The following is a 12,267-nucleotide window of genomic DNA, read 5'->3' as shown; positions in this document are numbered from 1 at the left end:
CTATGGTGGGCGCGTGAAGATCCTGTCGATCCAGTCCCACGTCGCCTACGGCCACGCCGGCAACTCGGCCGCGGTCTTCCCGCTCCAGCGGCTCGGGCACGAGGTCTATCCCGTGCTCACGGTGACCTTCAGCAACCACACCGGCTACGGCTCGACGCGCGGCCCGCTCATCGCACCGACCGACGTCCGCGCCGTCATCGACGGCGTCGAGGAGCGCGGGGCCTTCCCGTCGATCGACGCCGTGCTCTCCGGCTACCAGGGCGCCGAGGCGGTCGGCGAGGTCGTGCTCGACGCCGTCGCGCGGGTCAAGGCCGCCAACCCCGCCGCGATCTACTGCTGCGACCCGGTCATGGGCGACGTCGGTCGCGGCTTCTTCGTGCGCGAGGGCATCCCCGAGTACATGCGCGACCACGTCGTGCCCCGGGCCGACATCGTGACGCCCAACCAGTTCGAGCTCGAGTTCCTCGTCGGCCGTGAGGTCGGGACGCAGGCCGACCTCGTCGCCGCCGCGCGCGAGCTCGTCGCGCAGGGTCCGTCGGTCGTGCTCGTCACGAGCACGCTGACGTCGGACACCCCCGAGGGCACGATCCAGATGGCCTGCGTCACCGCCGACGACGCGTGGGTCGTGACGACGCCGCTGCTGCCGATGACGGTGCGTGGCGGTGGAGACGTGACGGCCGCGATCTTCCTCGCCCACTACCTGACCGACGGTCCGCAGGTCGCGCTCAGCCGCACCGCGGCGACGATGTATGCCGTGCTGGAGCGCACCCACGCCAGTGGCTCGGACGAGATGCTGCTCGTCCAGGAGCAGGACGCGATCGCCTCTCCTGACGAAGTTTTTGAAATCTCTCCTGCCACTTGACCGTTTCGACCAGAAGCGCGTTATAGTCGCAACGCGCCGTTCCGCATGACCACCCCTGACCGTGCGGAACGGCGCTTTTTCATGCCCTGATTCGGTGGAATCCGAACCAAGTGGCTTCGGATTCCATGCAGACGGTGTGTGGGGCCGGGATGGCGCGACGCGCCGATGCCGCTCTCTGCGGATGTCTCAGGTTTGTCGTAGAGACGCATATAGCCTCCGAGCGTGGACCCGATCACGAACCCGTACGCCCCGGGCGCGGGCCAGCGCCCGCCCGAGCTCGCCGGCCGCGACGAGCAGCTGCGCACCTTCGACGTCGTGCTCGAGCGGATCGCCCGCGGCCGCGCCGAGCGCTCGATCGTGCTGACCGGGCTGCGTGGAGTCGGAAAGACCGTGCTGCTCAACGCGCTTCGCTCGTCCGCCGTCCGGGCCGACTGGGGCACAGGCAAGTTCGAGGCGCGCCCCGACCAACGGCTGCGGCGGCCGCTCGCTGCTGCGGCCCACCAGGCCGTGCGCGAGCTCGGCCACCCGCGCGGCGAGGACATCGACCAGGTGCTCGGCATCATCAAGGCCTTCGCGCTGCGTGACGCCCCGACCGGCGCCAAGCTGCGCGACCGGTGGCAGCCAGGGATCGACGTGCCGGCCGTCACCGGGCGCGCCGACTCCGGTGACATCGAGATCGACCTCGTCGAGCTGCTCACCGACATCGGCGGTCTCGCGGCCGACGTCGGCAAGGGCGTCGCCTTCTTCATCGACGAGATGCAGGACCTCGACCCCGAGGACGTGTCCGCCCTCTGTGCGGCCTGCCACGAGATCTCGCAGTCGGGGCTGCCCGTCATCGTCGTCGGCGCCGGACTGCCGCACCTGCCGGCCGTGCTGTCCGCGTCGAAGTCATACTCCGAGAGGCTGTTTCGTTACTCGCGCATCGACCGGCTGCCCCGTGACTCGGCCGACCGCGCCCTCGTGGGGCCGGCCTCGGAGGAGGGGTGCGAGTTCACTCCGGAGGCCCTCGACGAGATGTATGCCGTCACCGCCGGCTACCCCTACTTCATCCAGGCGTACGGCAAGGTGGTCTGGGACGTCGCGCCCAGCTCGCCCGTCACCGCGCAGGACATCCGCGTCGCCGTGCCCGAGGCCGAGTCCGAGCTCGCCGTCGGCTTCTTCGGCTCGCGCTTCGAGCGCGCGACGCCGGCGGAGCGCGAGTACCTCCGGGCGATGGCCGATGCCGCCCTCGTGAACTCGCCTGCGCAGGAGGGGGACTCGGAAGGTGAGGGTCCAGCGGAAGGTGACGTCGCGGCATACGTTCGCGACGGCGTGACCGAGCGCGAAGCTGTCCCGACCTCGGCCGTGGCGGACGTGCTCGGGCGCAAGCCGCAGTCGCTGTCGCCCGCCCGCGACGCCCTGATCAAGAAGGGGCTCATCTACTCCGGCGAGCGCGGCCTCATCGCCTTCACGGTGCCGCACTTCGGGCGCTACCTCCGCACCCAGTCCTGACGGCCCGTGCCAGTGGGAAGCGATTCCGGGGGCGGCTCCACGGTCGGGGAAGCCGTGACGCGAGAGAGGAAACGGTCCGGCGTTCCGATACTCGTCGTGGGCGGCCGAGTGCTGCTGGTCGTGGCGGCGACGATGGTCGTCCTGGCCCGCACGTCCCGTGCCTCGTGGCAGTCGGCACGAGCGGACGTGGCGGGCGTCCCGGACCACTGGATCCCGCAACTGACTTTGCTGACTGCGTTCGTCCTCGGCCTCTTCGCTCCAGCCCTGCTGCTGCCCGTCGGGTCACTGCGCGCCGTCCGGGAGCACGGGGGCATGATCGAGGTTCCTACCGTGCTGGGCTGGCGAACCGTGCCGCTCGAGCCCGTCGCCGCGAGGCGAGTTGTCGTTCCCGGCCGGGGGGCCACGCTCGACGTCCTCATGGTGCGCTCGCGGTGGCGGCTGGCTTTCGTGACCTCGTCCGGGAGCTCGAAGCCCCGCTGGGAGTCGACGCCTCGGCTCCGACGGCTGTGGCGGGAGACCTCTCGGCGCGAGAGCCGTGCGAAGCCGCGGATCATGGGCTGGGTCGTCATGGTGCTGTGGAGCGGTTCCGCTCTGTTGGTCATGTCGCTGTTCGGTGGACTCGCGGGCGTTCTCTGAGCTCCCCACCTGCCTCCGGCGGCACGTTGCCCGGCCATCACTTCACGGACCTGCCTCGGGCTGCCCCGAACGGACGGCGGCCGCTGGATACCTTGGGCGTGATGGGACTCCTCACTGACCTTGACGTCGCGATCGCCGTCGCGGACCACACGGCTGCCCTCGCCTTGGGCTACTTCGAGTCCGGGGTTGCGTCGACGCCAAAGTCTGACGTGTCACCGGTCGCCGTTGAGGGAGAGGGCAGTCACGAGCGCTGCCCCGTCTAGCTGTCATCCGTGGCAGGTTGGTGGAGGTACGTCACCTGCTTGCCCCACGAGTGGGCGTACGCAATTTCGCGCCGGGTGGCCTCGCCGACGTAACCACCGGGGTTCACGATTCGCACCTCATCTGGGAGGTCGATCCGACGGAGGTGCAGCTCTCCCAAGGCGCGGACGAGCGAGGGGTCCGAGACGGACACGTCGGTGGCCTCAGGGGCCAGGACGATCGTCAGATCGAGCGTCAGACGCTCGCGCTCAGCAGCGAACTCCCTGCCGAAGCGCAGGGACCCGCACAGACACACAACTCTGGGGCGAGGAACCGGCACGTCGGACACGAAGACCTTCCCAGAGTCGGAGAATCCGGCAGTATCTCATGGCACGCAGCCGGGAAGGGTGGACGAGCTCGGCTCCTTCCACAATGGCCAGACCGGCGCCAGCCGCACGGTGCCGTGACGGGTGGATGCGGCACCGTGCAGCCATCCCTCTTTGCACTCATCCCAGTCATGACGAAGGCTGGCCCCTATGCCCTCACCCTCCGAACCTGTTGAGGCGTTCATCGAAGTCGCCCGCTCCTACTGCGAACTCATCGAGCACGTCGAGACTCTTCCGCGCGCTACGGTCCTCGATGACCTGGCGGTGTTGCTCCCGCGGTTGCTGGAGCTGGTCGTGCGTCTTCCGGCGGTTGAGCCGTCGGACGACGTCGAGGCGGATGAGGTCAGCTACGGCGAGTGGCGGAAGCGGTACGTCGCGCTGAACGAGATACTTGCTGGCGTCGGTGACTACTGGACCGCGGCGGAGGTGCGCGGCGACCAGCAGCCTGAGGTCGTGAACCTGCCGCTCGCCGATGACCTGGCTGACATCTGGCATGACCTGCGTGCTGGTCTATCGCTCGTGGGCGGTCCCCCGACGGTCGACAATGCCGTGTGGGAGTGGCGATTCCACTTCGAGATCCACTGGGGCAGGCATGCCGTGGAGGCTCTCCGAGCCGTTCACGCAGCCCGATCCGATTCGCCACGAACGTGACGGCCATGCGGCATGACCGGACGTCAGCGCCGGCCGCCGATTTCGTCATGCCAATAGGCCGCGTCGTGACTTCCCACCCGCACGATCGCGTCCGGCGCGATTGGCGCTGGCCAGAGTTCGAGCAGGTAGGTGTCCACGACGCCTTCTGCGAACTCTCCTTCTTGACCCGCGTCACGACCGCGTGCGCTGACCCGTAGACGATATGTGCCGGCGGGGATGCGCAGCGGTCCTCCGTCTTCACCCGCCCACGAGGACCAGCGAGGCTGCGCTCCCTCCGGAATCGCGATCGAGACTTCCACCACGTCTTCCCACTCCTGCTGCCGAGGATCGGGCACCTGCTCCAGCAGTTCGATGCGCACCCGTGAACCGCCCGAACGCCGAGCCAGGTTGAGATACACGCCAGTGTCATCCCCCGCGCCGACAAGACCGTTGACCTGCCCTGCGAAGAACCGGTCGAAGTCCCCGTCGAAGCCGAAGGCATTACTCCAGCCGAGATCGAGCTGGCCGTAGTCCGTCGCGATCACCTGGTCAAGCAGGACCGTTCCCATGGCCGCAGTCTGGCGGATCGCACCGCGGCAGGACCGGGCGTTCGTCACCGACGTTCGTAGATGTCGCGCCGATGGCCAACGGCCACCACCAGGACGACCAGCACGTCGTCGTGGACCTCGTAGACGATCCGGTAGTCGCCGGTACGGACCCTCCACTCGCCCTCTCCGCCAACCAGCTTCTTGGCCCCGCTCGGCCGCGGCTGATCAGCGAGCAGCTCGATGGCCGCTTGGACGCGCCGTCTGGCGGGAGGGTCGAGCTTGCGCAGCTGACGCAGTGCCGCCGGCGCCACCTCGACCCGGTACGTCATGCCAGGCCGAGGTCGGCCTTGACCTGCTCCCACGGAATCGTTGCCTCACCGTCGGCAACCTCGGCCCGGGCGGCCTTGGCGGCTTCGATGTCGGCCAGGTCCTCGGCGGAGGCGATCAGAGCGTCAAGGTCGTCGGCGTCGATGACCGCGGCCACGCGCTGACCCCGACGGGTGAGGTACACCGGGTCATGCCCGACGCGCGCGGCATCCACGACATCGGCCAACCGTGCCCTGGCGTCGCTGACGGTGATCTCACTCATGCCATTCATGCTACCGCCGGAAACGCTGAGTTGTACATCCGAGTCATCACCGTGGTATGCCCTCAAACGTCCGACTCTCGGCATGAGGGTGAACATTCGCCCTTGGCGTGGCCAACCGGCTGGGACGTGAAGGTCTCAGCACCCGCCGACCGGGTCGGTCGAGATGACCTAGTCCGGAAGGCCGCGTCTCCTGGCTGGATTGTCGACCATCGGCCGGCCATGTGTGCCGATGCGCAGCAAGGTCTTTCGGGTCTTCACGGCACACGAAAACTCATGGAAGCGCGCTCGTGCGCGTTGCTACGGTGCCGTCGCCCCTGGTCGTTGTAGCCGAGGACCTGCCGATGCACATCCTGTGAGACCTCTCGAGCGCTGATTCGTCAAGCGTCGCGCCCCGCGCGCCGCGCACCTTTCGCTGTCGAACCTCTCACGGGAAACCGGTGCTTCTCTGTGCCCACGAACTGGGCCGTCGTGCCCATCTGCCTGCCCACCATCGTCCGGCGCTGTCACGCGTGTGCCTCCGACCGCTTCCACGCGAACGGCAAGTTCCGCGTCAACGCCAACCACAAGCTCCTCGACGCCTGGCTCCTCGCTCTCTGCGCCGTCTGCGGAGACACCACCAAGCTCACCGTGTTCGAGCGGACGAAGGTTCGCGCCGCCCGGCCTGAGCTGCTGGATCGCTTGCACCACAACGACATCGGACTGGCGGCCGAGCTGCTGCAGGATCCGGGCGTGCGCCGGCGCAACCACATCCGGCTCGACTGGGCGAACGCCTGGCGACTCGACACCGGCACGCCGCGCCACGACCGTGACGTCGTCGACGCTGCGGGCAGTCCGGGAGCACTGCCTCTCGACGTTGTGGTCCGCTTTGCCGCGCGGATCCCCGTCCGGCCGGTGCGCCTCATCGGTGAAGGTCTCCGGCTCTCACGGGCGGAGGTCGAGAGGCTGGTAGCCGAGGGGGGACTTGTGTCCGCGGTGCGTCTCGGAGGGAGGCGCTCCGACGACTTCTCGTTCACGCTCAGGAAGATTGGCCACTCGCAGACCGTGTTCGATCCGCAGGGACCGTAGTCGCTGTCCCGGCGCTGAGAGGCCTAGGGGAGGGTGGTTGGGTCGGTGTTCGCGCCGCAGATCACCACGGCCACCCGCTCCCCGTCCTCCGGGACGTAGTGCCCCGACAGCAACGCCGCATATGCAGCCGCAGCCCCGTACTCGGCGGCGATGCGGTAGTCGTTCCACAGGGCGGTGCGGGCCCTGATGATGTCGTCGTCCGTGACGAGGACCGACACGGGTGGCTCTGCAGCCTGCGCTGCGAACGCGGCCTCGCCCACGCGTCGCGCCCCGAGCGAGTCTGCGGCGACGCCTGAGACCTCGACGTCCACGGGTCTACCGGCGGCCATGGCCTCGTGCAGCGTCGCGCAGCGCTCGGGCTCCACCGCCACGACGCGAGCCCGGCCGAACGCGGCAGCGGCCACCCCGGCATACAGGCCGCCCCCGCCCACGGCCAGGACGATCGTGTCGATCGAGGGCTCGTCCTCGAGGATCTCCTCGCCGATGGTTCCCGCCCCCGCGGCCACCTCCAGCTGGTCGTACGCGTGGGCGAAGACCGCGCCGCTCTGGTCGGCGAACTCCGTTGCCGCGCGGTAGGCGTCGGCGTATTCGAGTCCGACGTGCCGTACGTCAGCCCCGTAGCCGCGGATGCGACTCACCTTCACCTCTGGTGCGCCTTCAGGCACGAAGACGGTGGCCGTGATGCCGAGCTCGCGGGCAACGTAGGCCTGGGCCAGGCCGGCATTGCCGCCCGACGCCACGACGATGCCCGAGCTGCCCACCTCACCGGCCTCGAGCGCCGCGAGCTGGCGGTTGAAGGCCCCGCGCGTCTTGAACACGCCGCAGTGCTGCAGGAACTCGCACTTGATCCACACGGCATCGGCGTCGGACGGTGGCAACAGTGGCGTGCGCCTGACCCGGCCGGCGATGCGGTTCGCCGCGGCTTGCACGTCCTGTCGGGTGACCTTCACGCACGTCAGTATGCCGTCGCGTCAGCCGAGCCGACCCGGCGCTGCTCGCCACGCGTCCGGGTTTCGGCACGGCTGATGAAACAGGACGGGCAGACTGGTCAGGTGGTCGACGTCGAGCTGAGCCGGGCTGTGGTGACGTACCTGGGCTCCCCCGGTGTGCTGAACGCGCGGGATCCCGAGCGCCGGGTCGCGGACCTGCTGGGTGATCGCGCCTACGACGTCGTCGTGCCCCGCATCCGGGCGATGCTGGCCGACCTCGACGCGGTGAGCCCTCCCCTGTGGAACACGGCCAGCCTGCAGGAGATGGGGCGCAACGTCGAACGATGGCTGGGCGAGAACCATCCGGAGCTCGATGAGGCCGCGGTCGATGCCGTCGCCAACTCGTACACGTTCACCTACAAGTAGCGCGCCAACCCCACCGCGACAGGCGGTGGAGCATCGCGTCATGCTGCCAGGTCGCGGCGACGGGATGCCCCCGCGTCAACGGCGGACTCGGGCCTCGATGAGGTGCCGGGTCGAATGCGCGACGAACGGGTGCCCGCTGCGCAGCTGGGCGTCGAGCTCGCGCAGCCGGTCCTCGTACCTCGCGACGGAGAAGTCGGGGACCCACCACACGCACTTGCGCAGGATCCACACGACGGCCCCGATGTCGTGGAACTCCATCCGGCACCGGGCCCGTTCCAGTCTCTCGACCGCCAGCCCGTGCTGCTCGGCCGCGGCGACCTCCCGCTCGGGGTCGCGGCCCTTGCGCTCCTCGATGAGGGGTCCCAGGAAGTGCTCGATCAGCTCGAAGGCCGAGGCCGGCCCGACGTGCTGCGCCACGTAGCGTCCCCCCGGCTGCAGGACCCTGCGGATCTCGGCCCAGTCGGGCCGCACGGGATGACGCGCCGTGACGAGCTCGAACGTGCCGTCGGCGAACGGGAGCGGGCCGCCGTCGGTGTCGACGACCTGCACGCCGCGCGGCCCCAGTAGCCGGCGCGCACGCTCGGCGTTCGGGGCCCAGCCCTCGGTGACCACCATCGTCGGCGGAAGTGCGGGTGCCTCGGCGACGACCTCGCCACCGCCGGTGTCGAGGTCCAGGGCGGACTGCACCTCGGCGAGGCGCCCGGCGAGCAGCCGCGCGAAACCCCACGGCGGGCGCTCCTCCGTCGCCCGGCCCTCCAGCCACCCGAAGCCCCAGCCGGTGACGTCCGCCGACTCCGCCTCTGCCACCAGCTCCTCGAACGACCTCATGACGTCAGGCTGGCAAGGCCACCGGAGCGTGGCAACTGATATCCATGGCACACGCCGAGCACCCTCATCGAGGTCCGCAGGTCCTACTCGCCCGAGGAGGAGGTGGCCATCATCGACGCGGTGCACGACGCCCTCGTGGCCGCGAGATCGTCAAACGACTCGAGGAGCTGGGGATCCCACGCGACGGCGTGTCGATCCTGTTGCGCGAGAGTGCTGTCGAGAACTGGGGTGTGGGTGGCCGGGCAGCCAGCGACTACGACCTCGGTTTCGACGTCAACGTCTGACCCGGAGGCGAGCTCAGCCCGGGACGAGTGACCGCACGGTCCACCACGACGTGCGCAGCGCCGGGCCGATGACATCGACACCACCAGCCATCGTCACCACGAGCCACGCGGCCGCCAGCATGAGGGCCGGCCCGACGACGTAGCGCTCGACGGCGTGGTCGGTGCTGAGTGCCAGGTAGTTGTAGCGGTGCCGGTGCACCGGCCAGAACAGCGGGCACCCCTGCACTGTGGCCATGTCGCCGAGCAGGTGCACCGTCACTCCCGTGGCCACCGCCCACGGCACGACCTCGACGGGGAACGAGTCGAGCACGGCCCCGCGCGTCAGCATCGCCCCCATGAGCAGGCACAGGAGCGTGTGACCGACGGTCGCGCGGACCATGTTGACGCGCAGTGCTGCCGCGGCGATCGCGAAGAGGAACGAGAGGAGCAGCCCGAGCGGCAGGCCGCCGAGGTGGGTCAGCCAGGCGGCCAGCCCGGTGAAGGCCGCGAGCCCGACGAACGAGTGCGTGCCGTTGCGGTGGCCGCCGCTGAGCAGCCCTACGCACCAAGCGAGTCCGGCCGAGACGGGTCCGAGGGAGCGCGCCGGTGTGGCGTGCGCGTGGTCGACGTCGGGCAGGATCGCGGCGCCTGCGGCCGTGACGGCGGCGACCGGGACGGCCCACGCGTCGACCGTCACGCCGTGGGATCTGAGCAGCGGCGTCAGCGCCAGCACGGCGACCGCCCCCGACAGGGCATGCGTCCTACCGAGCATCGCCGACCACCCTTCTCACGGCGGCAGACTCTAGCCCGCGTGGTCGGTGCCTCCGACGCCGGGGAGTCGTATGCCGTGTGGCCCCTCCCGTGCCCACCGGCGCGCCGCATCCCCTCGAATTCCATTGTGTGGCAATGTCTCCCGTCGTGCCTCGAACCACCCAGACTTCATCCCGGCCGGTGCGGACGCAGCTGGGTCGGTGCCTCACCGCGCTCGCTGCCGCCGGACTGCTTGCGGGCTGCGGGCTGCCGCTCGCGTCCCCGGGAGCCGGGCACGACGCCGGCGGCCCCCACGCCTCGACGCGCGTCGAGGGTGGCGCCAGCCCGTCGGGAACGAAGACCACGACGGCCACGACGAGCGCGACGGCCGTCCCGCCCCTGACCCGTGAGCAGGTGTCGGACGCGCTCGCGGCGCTCGCCCGCCTCCCGGTCAAGGGCCGCGCGCCCAAGACCGGCTACGCCCGGGCCGCCTTCGGGCAGGCCTGGACCGACGACGTCGACGTCAGCCTCGGCCACAACGGCTGCGACACCCGCAACGACATCCTCCGTCGCGACCTCACGGGGGAGCGCCTCAAGCCCGGCACCCGTGGCTGCGTCGTGCTCTCGGGCGTGCTGGCCGACCCCTACACGGCGCGGACCATCACCTTCACCCGCGGCCGGTCCACGTCGTCACGGGTGCAGATCGACCACGTCGTGGCGCTCGGCGACGCCTGGGTCACCGGCGCCCAGCAGCTGACCGCCGTCCAACGCACGACGCTCGCCAACGACCCGCTCAACCTGCTCGCGGTGGACGGGCCGACCAACAGTGCCAAGCGCGACTCGGACGCCGCGTCCTGGCTGCCGCCGAACAAGCCCTACCGCTGCGCCTACGTGGCGCGTCAGGTGAGCGTCAAGCAGCGCTACCACCTGTGGGTCACACCCGCGGAGGGCGCGCAGATCGCCCGCATCCTCGCCGGCTGCGCCGTGACACGCTGAGCCGTGACGCACTGACCCGCGCTGAGCCGCATACGACCTCGTGCGTGCCGGGGATGGCGGAAGGGCCGGACCCCACCTGACTGCCAAGCCGTGAGGGAGGGGTGGAGTGGCAGTCAATCCCGGCCCTTCCAGTAGGACACGCTACGGGAACGAACGCCGAAGTTGGGGCGAAGTGACTGAGCTTTCCCCCACGTCAACTCGGTCAGCCGGATTCCCGCGTGGCAGCACGTGAACGCGCCCGTTGCGCGGCCATGTGGTCGTCGAACTCGGTGCGCCAGGTGTCGCTGACGGCGATGCCCTCCGCGCCTGCCACCTCGGTCGACAGTTCGATGGGGAAGCCGTAGGTGTCGTGGAGCGCGAAGAGGTCGGCGCCGGTCACCACCGAGCCGCGGTGGCTCTCGAGCCGCTCGAGGCCGCGCCGCAGGGTGCGGCGGAAGACCTGCTCCTCGCGCGCGAGCACGTCGACGACGTCGTCCGCAGCCGCCGCCACCTCGGGGTAGGCGGAGGCGTAGGTCGCGGCGACGGTCGTGACGACGTGGGGGAAGAAGTTGTCCTCGATCCCGAGGTCGACGGCGAAACGGACGGCGCGACGCACGAGCCGTCGCAGGACGTAGCCCTGCGCCTTGTTGCTCGGTCGCACGCCGTCGACGGCGAGGAACGTCGCGCCCCGGAGGTGGTCGGCGATGACGCGCATCGCGAGCGTCTCGTCCTCGTAAATGCGCCCGGACAGCGCCTCGAGCCGCTCGACGATCGGCCACAGCAGGCTGATCCGGAAGACGTCGGGGCTGTCGATCGCCGCGGCGGCGATGCGCTCGAGGCCCCCGCCGTAGTCGACGTTGCGGCGCGGCAGCGGCTCGAACCCGGTCTCGGTGCGGCGGTACTCCATGAACACCGAGTTGCCGAGCTCGATGAACCGCCCGCAGTCACAGTTCGGGTGGCAGTGCAGCCCGTAGGCAGGGTCGTGCTCGACGTGCGGGAAGAGGTAGAAGACCTCGGTGTCGGGGCCGCCCGGCTCGCCGACCGGCATACGCTCCGCCGCGCCCTCGCGGCACCACCAGTTCTTCGCGCCGTAGAAGACGATCCGCGCGCCGCCGGTGCCGACCTGCGCGGCGTGCTCCTCGGTGTCGAGGTCGACCTGGCCCGCGTCGACCCCGGCCGCCGTGAAGAGCTCGGTCCACAGCGCGGCCGACTCCTCGTCCTTGGGTATGCCGTGTGGCTCGTCCCCGATGAAGCACGAGACGTGGATCCGGGCGGGGTCCAACCCGACCGTGGCGGTGAGGAACTCCCAGAACTGCCGGAGCTGCACGTCCTTGAAGTAGTCGCCGAGGCTCCAGCTGCCGAGCATCTCGAAGAACGTCGTGTGCCGGTTGTCGCCGACCTCCTCGATGTCCTGGACGCGCAGGCAGGTCTGGCTGTCGACGAGCCGCGCGCCGGCTGGGTGGTCTGCCCCGAGCAGGTAGGGCACGAGCGGCTGCATGCCGCTGCCGGTGAAGAGCGTCGTCGGGTCGTCGTCCGGCACGAGCGAGGCGCGCGGGATGACCGCGTGACCGCGGCGGGCCAGGTGGTCGATGAACGCGCTGCGGATCCCGTCCGCGTCGATGCCGGTCATGCCTCGATTCGACACCCCG

The 12,267-nt window shown here is 70.0% G+C and carries 15 protein-coding genes; 7 read left to right on the top strand and 8 right to left on the bottom strand.

Annotation, left to right across the window (positions count from 1 at the left end; genetic code table 11):
* Window positions 1-13 precede the first annotated feature (13 nt).
* The 3 genes from pdxY to IEY30_RS19040 all read left to right on the top strand — a co-directional run bounded on the left by pdxY (window position 14) and on the right by IEY30_RS19040 (window position 2,989).
* Window positions 14-862 carry a pyridoxal kinase PdxY gene (pdxY, locus tag IEY30_RS19050; RefSeq protein ID WP_030202320.1) on the top strand — a complete coding sequence of 283 codons (849 nt, stop codon included), beginning with the start codon at window positions 14-16 and terminating at the stop codon, window positions 860-862.
* 222 nt (window positions 863-1,084) lie between these two features.
* On the top strand, window positions 1,085-2,353 hold the full coding sequence (locus tag IEY30_RS19045; protein WP_030202323.1) for an ATP-binding protein: 1,269 nt from the start codon (window positions 1,085-1,087) through the stop codon (window positions 2,351-2,353).
* Between the two features lie 96 nt (window positions 2,354-2,449).
* Entirely contained in the window at window positions 2,450-2,989 is a 540-nt protein-coding gene (locus tag IEY30_RS19040) for a hypothetical protein (protein ID WP_156035464.1), read from the top strand.
* A gap of 259 nt (window positions 2,990-3,248) precedes the next feature.
* Here IEY30_RS19040 and IEY30_RS19035 read toward each other — a convergent pair whose 3' ends face one another.
* A complete protein-coding gene (locus IEY30_RS19035; RefSeq protein ID WP_030202328.1) occupies window positions 3,249-3,578 on the bottom strand; it encodes a hypothetical protein in 330 nt (109 codons plus the stop codon).
* 187 nt (window positions 3,579-3,765) lie between these two features.
* Between IEY30_RS19035 and IEY30_RS19030 the strand changes: the two genes are divergently transcribed.
* A complete protein-coding gene (locus tag IEY30_RS19030) occupies window positions 3,766-4,266 on the top strand; it encodes a DUF5063 domain-containing protein (RefSeq protein WP_030202330.1) in 501 nt (166 codons plus the stop codon).
* Window positions 4,267-4,289: 23 nt separating this feature from the next.
* Here the strand turns inward: IEY30_RS19030 and IEY30_RS19025 are convergent, their stop codons facing one another.
* Genes IEY30_RS19025 through IEY30_RS19015 form a run of 3 tightly spaced genes read right to left on the bottom strand, consistent with a single transcriptional unit; the run spans window position 4,290 to window position 5,382 of the window.
* Window positions 4,290-4,814 carry a hypothetical protein gene (locus IEY30_RS19025; protein ID WP_156035465.1) on the bottom strand — a complete coding sequence of 175 codons (525 nt, stop codon included), beginning with the start codon at window positions 4,812-4,814 and terminating at the stop codon, window positions 4,290-4,292.
* Window positions 4,815-4,858: 44 nt separating this feature from the next.
* Window positions 4,859-5,122, bottom strand: coding sequence for a type II toxin-antitoxin system RelE family toxin (locus IEY30_RS19020; protein ID WP_030202334.1), 264 nt, complete (start codon window positions 5,120-5,122; stop codon window positions 4,859-4,861).
* Entirely contained in the window at window positions 5,119-5,382 is a 264-nt protein-coding gene (locus IEY30_RS19015; protein WP_229675097.1) for a type II toxin-antitoxin system Phd/YefM family antitoxin, read from the bottom strand. Before IEY30_RS19015 ends, IEY30_RS19020 begins: the two co-directional genes overlap by 4 nt.
* Window positions 5,383-5,829: 447 nt before the next feature.
* On the opposite strand from IEY30_RS19015, the gene IEY30_RS19010 reads away from it, so the two are divergent.
* Window positions 5,830-6,447, top strand: coding sequence for a DUF1062 domain-containing protein (locus tag IEY30_RS19010; RefSeq protein WP_052358912.1), 618 nt, complete (start codon window positions 5,830-5,832; stop codon window positions 6,445-6,447).
* A 23-nt stretch (window positions 6,448-6,470) separates the two neighbouring features.
* Here IEY30_RS19010 and IEY30_RS19005 read toward each other — a convergent pair whose 3' ends face one another.
* A complete protein-coding gene (locus IEY30_RS19005; protein ID WP_030202345.1) occupies window positions 6,471-7,397 on the bottom strand; it encodes a threonine/serine dehydratase in 927 nt (308 codons plus the stop codon).
* 102 nt (window positions 7,398-7,499) lie between these two features.
* Between IEY30_RS19005 and IEY30_RS19000 the strand changes: the two genes are divergently transcribed.
* Window positions 7,500-7,802 (top strand): hypothetical protein, encoded by a 303-nt coding sequence (locus IEY30_RS19000; protein ID WP_030202347.1) that lies wholly within the window; start codon window positions 7,500-7,502, stop codon window positions 7,800-7,802.
* Window positions 7,803-7,877: 75 nt separating this feature from the next.
* Here IEY30_RS19000 and IEY30_RS18995 read toward each other — a convergent pair whose 3' ends face one another.
* Window positions 7,878-8,630 (bottom strand): class I SAM-dependent methyltransferase, encoded by a 753-nt coding sequence (locus tag IEY30_RS18995; protein ID WP_030202350.1) that lies wholly within the window; start codon window positions 8,628-8,630, stop codon window positions 7,878-7,880.
* A gap of 297 nt (window positions 8,631-8,927) precedes the next feature.
* The gene (locus IEY30_RS18985; protein ID WP_081920637.1) at window positions 8,928-9,665 is read right to left on the bottom strand and encodes a metal-dependent hydrolase; all 738 of its coding nucleotides are present in this window, start codon (window positions 9,663-9,665) and stop codon (window positions 8,928-8,930) included.
* Between the two features lie 179 nt (window positions 9,666-9,844).
* Here IEY30_RS18985 and IEY30_RS18980 point away from each other — a divergent pair, with 179 nt between their 5' ends.
* Window positions 9,845-10,639: an HNH endonuclease family protein gene (locus tag IEY30_RS18980; protein WP_229675096.1), complete on the top strand. Its 795-nt coding sequence runs from the start codon at window positions 9,845-9,847 to the stop codon at window positions 10,637-10,639.
* Window positions 10,640-10,841: 202 nt separating this feature from the next.
* On the opposite strand, the gene IEY30_RS18975 is transcribed toward IEY30_RS18980, so the two are convergent.
* The gene (locus IEY30_RS18975) at window positions 10,842-12,248 is read right to left on the bottom strand and encodes an alanine--tRNA ligase-related protein (protein WP_229675095.1); all 1,407 of its coding nucleotides are present in this window, start codon (window positions 12,246-12,248) and stop codon (window positions 10,842-10,844) included.
* Window positions 12,249-12,267 lie beyond the last annotated feature (19 nt).

Source organism: Terrabacter tumescens, from assembly GCF_014646815.1.
Classification (GTDB): domain Bacteria; phylum Actinomycetota; class Actinomycetes; order Actinomycetales; family Dermatophilaceae; genus Terrabacter; species Terrabacter tumescens.
The sequence above is the reverse complement of the archived record's forward strand: the minus strand, read 5'-3'. Positions and strand labels throughout refer to the sequence as shown.

What these genes read in the sequence shown, in the direction of transcription:
- IEY30_RS19030 (WP_030202330.1), top strand. Translation starts at nt 3,766, where the DNA reads ATGCCCTCACCCTCCGAACCTGTTGAGGCGTTCATCGAAGTCGCCCGC.
- IEY30_RS19025 (WP_156035465.1), bottom strand. Translation starts at nt 4,814, where the DNA reads ATGGGAACGGTCCTGCTTGACCAGGTGATCGCGACGGACTACGGCCAG.
- IEY30_RS19020 (WP_030202334.1), bottom strand. Translation starts at nt 5,122, where the DNA reads ATGACGTACCGGGTCGAGGTGGCGCCGGCGGCACTGCGTCAGCTGCGC.
- IEY30_RS19015 (WP_229675097.1), bottom strand. Translation starts at nt 5,382, where the DNA reads ATGAGTGAGATCACCGTCAGCGACGCCAGGGCACGGTTGGCCGATGTC.
- IEY30_RS18995 (WP_030202350.1), bottom strand. Translation starts at nt 8,630, where the DNA reads ATGAGGTCGTTCGAGGAGCTGGTGGCAGAGGCGGAGTCGGCGGACGTC.
- IEY30_RS18985 (WP_081920637.1), bottom strand. Translation starts at nt 9,665, where the DNA reads ATGCTCGGTAGGACGCATGCCCTGTCGGGGGCGGTCGCCGTGCTGGCG.
- IEY30_RS18975 (WP_229675095.1), bottom strand. Translation starts at nt 12,248, where the DNA reads ATGACCGGCATCGACGCGGACGGGATCCGCAGCGCGTTCATCGACCAC.